This window comes from Deinococcus arboris (assembly GCF_009755355.1).
Classification (GTDB): domain Bacteria; phylum Deinococcota; class Deinococci; order Deinococcales; family Deinococcaceae; genus Deinococcus; species Deinococcus betulae.
Map to the genome: position 1 here is coordinate 1 of NZ_WQLB01000063.1, position 7,814 is coordinate 7,814.

At 68.6% G+C, this 7,814-nt stretch carries 7 protein-coding genes; all 7 read right to left on the minus strand.

The window, feature by feature from the left end; translation table 11 throughout:
• Window positions 1-1,135 (minus strand): ARPP-2 domain-containing protein (locus GO986_RS22105; protein WP_157461689.1); only part of this gene is annotated, 1,135 nt, incomplete at its 3' end.
• On the minus strand, window positions 1,122-2,543 hold the full coding sequence (locus GO986_RS22110) for a hypothetical protein (RefSeq protein WP_157461690.1): 1,422 nt from the start codon (window positions 2,541-2,543) through the stop codon (window positions 1,122-1,124). The genes GO986_RS22110 and GO986_RS22105, both read right to left, overlap by 14 nt.
• Window positions 2,544-2,870: 327 nt before the next feature.
• Window positions 2,871-3,953: an NADH:flavin oxidoreductase/NADH oxidase gene (locus GO986_RS22115; protein WP_157461691.1), complete on the minus strand. Its 1,083-nt coding sequence runs from the start codon at window positions 3,951-3,953 to the stop codon at window positions 2,871-2,873.
• Between the two features lie 380 nt (window positions 3,954-4,333).
• On the minus strand, window positions 4,334-4,918 hold the full coding sequence (locus tag GO986_RS22120) for a hypothetical protein (RefSeq protein WP_198170935.1): 585 nt from the start codon (window positions 4,916-4,918) through the stop codon (window positions 4,334-4,336).
• 177 nt (window positions 4,919-5,095) lie between these two features.
• On the minus strand, window positions 5,096-5,884 hold the full coding sequence (locus GO986_RS22125; protein ID WP_224574192.1) for an ABC transporter permease: 789 nt from the start codon (window positions 5,882-5,884) through the stop codon (window positions 5,096-5,098).
• Between the two features lie 43 nt (window positions 5,885-5,927).
• On the minus strand, window positions 5,928-6,731 hold the full coding sequence (locus GO986_RS22130; RefSeq protein WP_224574190.1) for an ABC transporter permease: 804 nt from the start codon (window positions 6,729-6,731) through the stop codon (window positions 5,928-5,930).
• Window positions 6,728-7,762, minus strand: coding sequence for an ABC transporter ATP-binding protein (locus GO986_RS22135; protein WP_157461692.1), 1,035 nt, complete (start codon window positions 7,760-7,762; stop codon window positions 6,728-6,730). Before GO986_RS22135 ends, GO986_RS22130 begins: the two co-directional genes overlap by 4 nt.
• Between the last annotated feature and the right edge of the window lie 52 nt (window positions 7,763-7,814).

A 7,814-nucleotide genomic window follows, 5' to 3' on the forward strand; every position in this document is an offset into this window, starting at 1 on the left:
GGAGGCGCCGAGCTTTGGCGGCCGTTTCGCGCACCGCCTGGGTCAGCAGGTAACCAAAGCCGGCCTTCTCGATGCGCGCCACGAGGTCCGGCACGGTGGTGCCCAGCCCCTCTGCGGCGTCGGCCAGGTGCCACCCGTAACCAGCCAGCTGATGCAGCAGGTACGCGCGCCGGGTCTGCGCCGCCGACAGCTGAAAGGTTTTGAGGTACAGCAGTTCACCGTCCGGGCGGGTCAGGCGCTCGCCGATGTGGTTGATCTGGCGGGGATCGAGGTCTGTCACGAAGCGCTCCAGGCGCAGCGGCCCGGCCTGATAGACCGGCTCGGTCAGCAGTGGGCGGCGCAGCAGGTCGGTCAGCATTGCGCCCTCCACCAAGCTGGCCCACTCACGGCGCACCTCCATGAGGGCAGCGCGCAGCTCGGGCAGCGTGCGGGCGCTCTCAAAGCGGGGCGCGGCCTCCAGGGGCGGCGGCTCGGGGTACAGCACGGCGTAGCGCAGCACCAGTTCGCCGTACAGGTCCTCCAGCACTGTGCGGTGGAGGCGGCGGTAATCCTGCGCCGAGGGCACCACAAAGGCCGAGGCGAGCTGATCACCTGTGAACACCAGCAGGCCCACCTGGCCCTCATGCACTTCAAAGGTGTTCAGGGCGTCCTCGAAGCCAGGGAGGAGGCTGCCGGGCACGCCCGATTCTGCCCGGAACCCCAGCCCGGCGCGCAGAAAGTCACGCGACAGCTCCTTCCAGGCCACACGCGGCGGCGCAAAGTGCAGCGCCAGCAGGCCCTCCAGCGCCAGATGCAGCGGCAAAAAGCGCAGGCCCGCACCCTCGCGTTTGCGCATCCGGTCCACCAACTCCAGCCCGCGCCACGGCTGCGGCGAGGAGGAACGCTGCGGCCCCGCCAGCTGGGTGCCCAGCGCCATCAACGGCGCGCCTGAAGACGACCAATCCAGCCGCAGGGCGTGGGGCACAAAGGCGACGTAGTGCGCTTGGTCGGGCAGTGCCACCACCTTCACCCCGGCGGCCATCGCGCCAGGCGACAGGCGCACATCGTCGCAGGGGCGCGTGCGCAGCAGCGGCACCAGCCGGAACGCGCCGCGCACCTGGGCTGGGGCCGGGGTCAGGCCCTCAAGCCTCAGCACGGCGCCCTCCAGCCGGCAAGAACGTCTGCACGCGCCCGGCCAGGTAGTTTTCCAGCTCAGTCAAGCTGGCCTGCCCCGCCGCAAACCGGGCAAAGCCCAGGGCGGTGGGCAGGTCTTCGGCGCTCCTCAGGCCGACCGCCGGTAGCAGGGGGCTCAGGGCGCGCACCGTCAGCATCTCGGCGTCAAACACAGGGTTGACATGCACCACCTCCAGGCCTGGCACCAGGCGGCGGGCGGCCACCAGCGCCGGATGAAAGGCGCCGGGCGGGTCATTCTCCACGCCGTCCGAGACCACCAGCACCGTGCGGGCGCCCCAGTCCAGCGCGTCCAGCAGCCGCTCGCTGAGGTTGGTCTGCCCGCGCGCCTGGACCAGCAGCGCCTCTGGGGGCGGCCGGGTCCAGAAAGCCTGATAGCTGCCTTCTGGGCGGGCGGCCCGCAGCAGGGCGTCGGCCGCCAGGGCCAGCGCCAGGGGGCGGCGGCGTTTCTCCCGCGACCCAGCCGCAGAGGCTGAATTGTCCAGCAGCGCCGCCACGGGGCCAGGCGGCAGCGGCAGTGGCGCGCGGGCCAGCAGGGCGCCGGCCGCGCGCGACAGCCAGCCGTTCAGTTCTTCCTGCCGGGCCTGACGCTCGTGCAGCGGCAACGACAGCACGTACAGGCACAGGGCACTTAATGACAGGCGCTCGGGGCGCAGCTCGACCCGGCCCTCACTCTGACCCTGGAGGCGCAGGCGTTCGCCCTCGGTCAGGCGCGGCTCGATGCGGCTCAGAAAGACCGCCTGGGGAATCCTGTGCTTGGCCGCCAGACCCTGCGCCACGGTGAACGGCAGGTCGTAGACCGCCTGCCCGCTGTAACGCGCCTGCCGGAAGGTTTCCAGCAGCGGCGTCAGGAAGGCGCGGCCATGCTGCCCAAACAGGAAAGCAGGCAATTCGCCGGGCAGGCTCAGGTGGGCATGCAGCGCCGCCGCCCGCACATGCCGCCGGTATTTGACCGCCTGAAAAGTCAGGTCGCGTTGACCCGCTATATAGGCGCGCAGTAGCGCCCGCGTCCGGCGGTTGTTGACCCGCTCCTGCCGCAGCCGGGTCAAGAGTTTCCAGCCGCGCTGCGGGGGCAAGCGGCGCAGGGCCGCCGTCAGCAGCGCGTTCTCCTCGGCCCGGAAGTCGGGCGGGGTCTGCCGCCCGGTGCGCAGCAGGTTGAGGATGATTTCGGCGGCGTTGAAGTCGTTCACCCCTGCAGCCAGGGTCCGTGCATACAGCCGCCGGTAGTTGCCCAGAATGTAGGCGTGTAAAAACTGCACGCTGACGCGCTGGTCTTCGGCGGTGTGGTAGAACTCGCGCTGTCCGGTGCATGCGTAGGCGGCATTCAGAAACAGCGTCAGGTCCTCGCGCGCCACGGTGTCGGCGCTGGGCATAGGGTTTCCTCCAGAAGGTGGCTGCCTGACTCCAGAGAGTCCAGGCGCCTGTCCATTCTGGCGGGAAGCCTCCGCACAGTCATACGGCTTGTGGCGGAGGAGCAGTGAGGGGCCGGCCCAGTTCCTGCTGAGGCTCGTCAGCACGCAACACAGCAGAACGCCGCCGGGAAAGGGCGGCGTGACGGCAAGGTGCAACCTACAGAGGGGTGTCTCGGAAGTCACGCCAGAGTCCCACGGGGCGTTCTGGGGACAGTATAGAACGGGGGCGCCCTTACGCCGCCCCTGCCATCTGGCCTAAGGGGCGGTCTAGTAGGCCCTGCCTGGTCTTCAGGTGGTGCGGGTCGCGCGGCCATACGGCGCAGGCAAGTCCAGCGGCACGCCCAGCGCCTGTGCAGCCGCCTGGGTCCAGTGGGGATCGCCCAGCAGGGGGCGGGCCAGGGCAATCAGGTCGGCGTCGCCGTTTTGCAGCAGGCCCTCGGCGCGCTCGGGGGTGTCAATCATGCCCACCGTCATGACGTGCAGGTCAGGTACAGCGGCCTTAACGGCGGCGGCGAAAGGCGCCTGGTAAGCCGGGCCGGGCGTGATCTGCTGCTCACTGGTCAGGCCGTCGCTGCTGATGTCCACGGCGTCCACCCCTTCGCGGGCCAGCAGGGCGCACACCGCGACCGTCTGCTCCTCGTCCCAGCCGCCCGGGGCCCAGTCGGTGGCCGACAGGCGCACGAACAGCGGCTTGTGGTAAGGCCAGGCACCCCGCACCGCGCGGGTCACTTCCAGCAGCAGGCGCACGCGGTTGTCAAAGGCCCCCCCGTAGTCGTCGGTGCGGGTGTTGGCCAGGGGCGACAGGAACTGGTGAAGCAGGTAGCCGTGCGCGGCGTGAATTTCCACGGCGTCAAACCCGGCAATCTCGGCGCGGCGGGCGGCACGGGCAAAGGCGGCAGTCACGGCTTCAATGTCCTCGGCGGTCATGGCGCGCGGTGAACGCAGGGCCTCACTGTAGGGCTGGTCGCTGGGGCCCATCACCTCCCAGCCGCCGCGCTCGTCGGGCACGGCGCCGCGCCCGCGCCAGGGGGCGTAGGTGCTGGCCTTGCGCCCGGCGTGGGCCAGTTGCACCCCGATGAGCCCGCCCTGCGCGTGAACGAAGTCGGTGACGCGGCCCAGCGGCGTGATGTGGCGGTCATCCCACAGGCCCAGGTCTTCAGGGCTGATGCGGCCTTCGGGACTGACGGCGGCAGCCTCGGTGAAAATCAGCCCCACCCCGCCCAGGGCGTACTGCCCCAGATGCACCAGATGAAAGTCGTTGGCCAGCCCGTTCTGGGCCGAATACATGCACATGGGCGACACCACGACGCGGTTGGGCAGCGTCAGATCACGCATTTTCAGCGGACGAAGCAGCAGGGGCTCGGCGGTCATGGCGAGAGCCTAGTGCGGCGCGGCGCCTGACCGCCAGAGGCGCGGCGTTGAGCCAGTCCTGAGGCTCTGGACGTGACCAAGAGTGGGCAGGACCGCTGGAGGAGCCCTCCACCATGCAGGAACGAACCGAGGGAATGACCGCAGGAGACGGCAGCGCAAACGGAACTGACAGCGGCTGCCCGTTCCATTGGCGCCGCTGTCTCTGACCGACACTCACTATGTTCGCCTCAGCGTGGTTGCGGATCATCACCCTCAACCACGCTGAGTTCCGCTGTCAGGGGGCGTTGTCTGCCTTCAGGGTGGAACGGGCAGCTACTATCAAGAGAACGAAGCAGGCGCAAGAGCTAGCCCGCTTATAACCCACAGCCGCTATTCGCCTGCTACAGCCGCCGCGCCGCCCAGACTCGGTGCCGCTCCTGGGCCAGCTCGGCGGCTTGCGTCCAGAAGGCCGATTCCAGCGCCACCAGGGCTCCAGCGGCCAGCGCCGCGCGCCGGGGCTGGCGGTAGGGCACTGCCTCCAGGCGCGGCAGCAGCGTGCGGCCAGGCCCCAGGGCCACCGACATCTGCGCGGCGCTCAGGGCGACCTCCTCGGTCACGTCCTGGGCAGCCCCCACCAGCGCGCCATACGCCCCCGACAGGCGTTGCAGGGCGCGCACATCGGCGATGTACACCCAGGGGCCATGTTCGCCCAGCAGCGCCAGAAAACCCGCCCACTCGTGAGCAAAAACCGCCGCAACAGCCTGACGGGGGCTTAGGTCCGGGGGCAGCCAGGGGCGCACGCCCAGCAGGTCGGCGGCCAGGGCGCGCTCGCCCGAGAACTCGGCTCCTGCCCGCTCGGCGGCGGCAGGTGAGGCCAGGTCGCGCCACTCGGCCAGATGGGCCAGCTGAGCGCGGGCGGCTGCCATCAAAGGCAGCGCACGCGGGCGCGGCTGACCCAGCGCGGTCCAGGCGGCCACGTTCGTCATACGAGAGCCATCATACGAATGGCCGTCCTCTTTTCTTCTGGACTGAACTGGCATCCATCTCAATGCTGCCGCAGGGCGCATGTCCAGAAAAGGGCCGGAACCCCTCCATTGCTGCCACAACAACATTTCTTGGCGCCTCACTCTGCTCAGTTCATCGGGGAATGAACGGCGACCTTCTCAACTGCTGGCGCTGGTGTAGCTGGCCACCGCGTAGAGCCAGAAGCGGCGCGTGACCCAAAACAGTGCGGCGGCCACCACGGGAGAAGCCAGCGCCAGCGCAGGCGTCAGGCTGCCCACCAGGGCCTGCGCCGGAACCGTGGTAATAAAGGCCACTGGCACCACAAAGGTCAACACCACGCGCACCGGCACCGGAAAGGCCGTGACCGGAAAGCGCGCCGCCCCGAAGACACCGTTAAACAGCTCGGAGACGTTCTGCGTCTTGACCAGCCAGAAGGCGGTGGTGCTCAGACCCAGCCAGATGCAGTACACGATGACCAGTGACGACAGGTACAGCGTGGCGGCACTCAGGACGCCAGCCAGCGTGACGGGCAGGCCAGCCGAGGCGTACAGCAGCAGCCCCAGCCCCAGCAGCACGTCGGGAAACCGCAGGAGGTTGAGATACCGCACGCTCACGTTGAACTGGGCGTCAATGGGCTTGAGCAGCGTGAAATCCATATTGCCCGTGCGAATGGCCTCGCTGATGCGGCTCATGTTGGGCTGCACCACCACGGAGATAAAGCCCTCGGTGAGCATAAAAAAGCCAGTCACCAGCAGCGCCTCACGGAAGGTCCAGCCGCCGACCGACGTGGCGCCGGGCTGACCAAACAGGATGGAAATACCCAACAGGGCCACCCCCGCCTCACCCAGGCTGGCCAGCACCGCCCCGAAAAAGTTGGCGCGGTATTCCAGCTGCGCCGACACGCTGGCCCCGGTAAACACACGCACCAGGCGCAGGTAGCGGGTCACCGGGCCACCCCGGACAGACCCGGAACCGTCAGACCGGACGCGCTCATGCGCCCACCGCCCCGTAGCGGCGTAGCCCCGCGCGCCACACCCACAGGCGCAGCAGCACAAAAATGACCCCCCAGCCCAGCAGCACCGCCGCGCCCTGCCCGGCCTGCTCGGCCGTGGCCTTGCCGGACAGCAGCTGCGCGGGCAAGCCCAGCATGTACGGGAAAGGGGTCCAGACCGCCACGCGCTGCACCCATTCGGGGTAAAAGGCCAGCGGCGCAAACATGCCGCCCAGCGCGGCGTACAGCAGCCACACGAGTTCCTGAAAACTGGTGGAACTGTCAGTCCAGAAGGCCAGCAGGCCAATCAGGTATTCCCACAGGAAGCGCACAGTAAAGCCCAGCGCCGCCAGCCCCACCACCGCCGGGTACACCCACCACTCGCGGGTAAACTGCGCCCCGGCCAGCCACGCAAACAGGGCGACCAGCGCCAGCAGCGCGGGCAGGCGCACAAAGCGCTCGGCGACGTGTCCAATAAAGTACGACCAGAACGGGTCCAGAGGCCGCAGCAGCCAGGGCGAGAGCTGCCCCTGGCGAATGGCCGGGTCCAGTTCATGCGCCACCCAGACCACCATCAGCTGCGAGACCAGCCAGGTCGCCAGAAAGTAGGTGGCGAACTCGGCCGGCGAGTAGCCGCGCACCTGCCCGCCCGGCGCGGCCGCCGCCTGCGCCATCCACACCAGCATCATGACAAGTGACAGGGTGCCCGAGAGCATCCAGATAATCACCTCAGCGCGGTACTCGGCCATCAGGGCAAACTGCGTGGAAAACAGCACGCGCAGCCGGCGCCACGCCCAGGTCACAGCGCGGCCTCGGGGGCCGGGTGGGCAGAGGCCGGCGCCGAGCGGGCACCAAACAGCTCGGCCATCACGGTTTCGATGGGCGGGTCCTCGACCGTCAGGTCGGCCACATCCAGCCCCGAGAGTAGCCGCGCGGCGCGTTCGCTGACCTCGCCGCGCGGCACTGTCAGTTCGGCGCTCAGGCCGTCGCTGGACACCACCTGGCCGAACGCCGCCAGTTCGTCACTGGTCGCGGGGCGGCGCAGTTGCAGCCGGATGGTCTTGCCGCCGCTGCCACGTTCGGTCAGGGCGTGCAGGTCACCGTCAAACACCAGTTGCCCGGCGTCAATCACCAGCACGCGCTGGGCCAGGGCGGTCACGTCGGCCATGTAGTGGCTGGTGAGCATCACGGTAGCGCCGTGGCGCTCGTTGTACTCGCGCACAAAGGCCCGCACGGCTTCCTGCATATTCACGTCCAGGCCGATGGTGGGCTCGTCCAGAAACAGCACCTTCGGGCGGTGCAGCAGGGCGGCGGCCAGTTCGCACTTCATGCGCTCGCCCAGAGACAGCTTGCGCACCTGCTTTTTCAGGATGCCCTCCAGCCCCAGCACCTCGGTAAATTCAGCCATCGTGGCGCGGTACTGCTGGTCGGGAATCTCGTAAACGGCCTGGTTGATCAGAAAGGAGTCCAGGGCGGGCAGGTCCCACATCAGCTGCTGTTTTTGCCCCATGACGAGGGTGATGGTTTTCAGGAAGGCGCGTTCGCGGCGCCGGGGCTCGAACCCTGCCACCCGCGCCGACCCGCCCGATGGATGCAGCAGCCCCGAGAGTATCTTGAGGGTGGTCGTCTTGCCGGCGCCGTTGGGCCCTAAAAAACCCACAATCTCGCCGGGGGCCAGCTCAAAGGAGACGCCGCGCACCGCCTCCACCTGCCGGGTTTTGCGGTTCACGAACGCTTTGACACTGCCCACAAACCCCGGCTCCTTGTCGTGGACAGCGTAACTTTTACTCAGGCCTTGCACCTGAACGGCGGCGCTGGATGGCTGGCTGGTCATAGGTGGCCTCAGCCTAGAGCAGCGGTCCCTGCCCGGCGGCAAGGTGCGCCTA

Coding starts and splice junctions, on each gene's coding strand:
- GO986_RS22120 (WP_198170935.1), bottom strand. CDS start 4,918: ATGACGAACGTGGCCGCCTGGACCGCGCTGGGTCAGCCGCGCCCGCGT.
- GO986_RS22110 (WP_157461690.1), bottom strand. CDS start 2,543: ATGCCCAGCGCCGACACCGTGGCGCGCGAGGACCTGACGCTGTTTCTG.
- GO986_RS22115 (WP_157461691.1), bottom strand. CDS start 3,953: ATGACCGCCGAGCCCCTGCTGCTTCGTCCGCTGAAAATGCGTGATCTG.
- GO986_RS22135 (WP_157461692.1), bottom strand. CDS start 7,762: ATGACCAGCCAGCCATCCAGCGCCGCCGTTCAGGTGCAAGGCCTGAGT.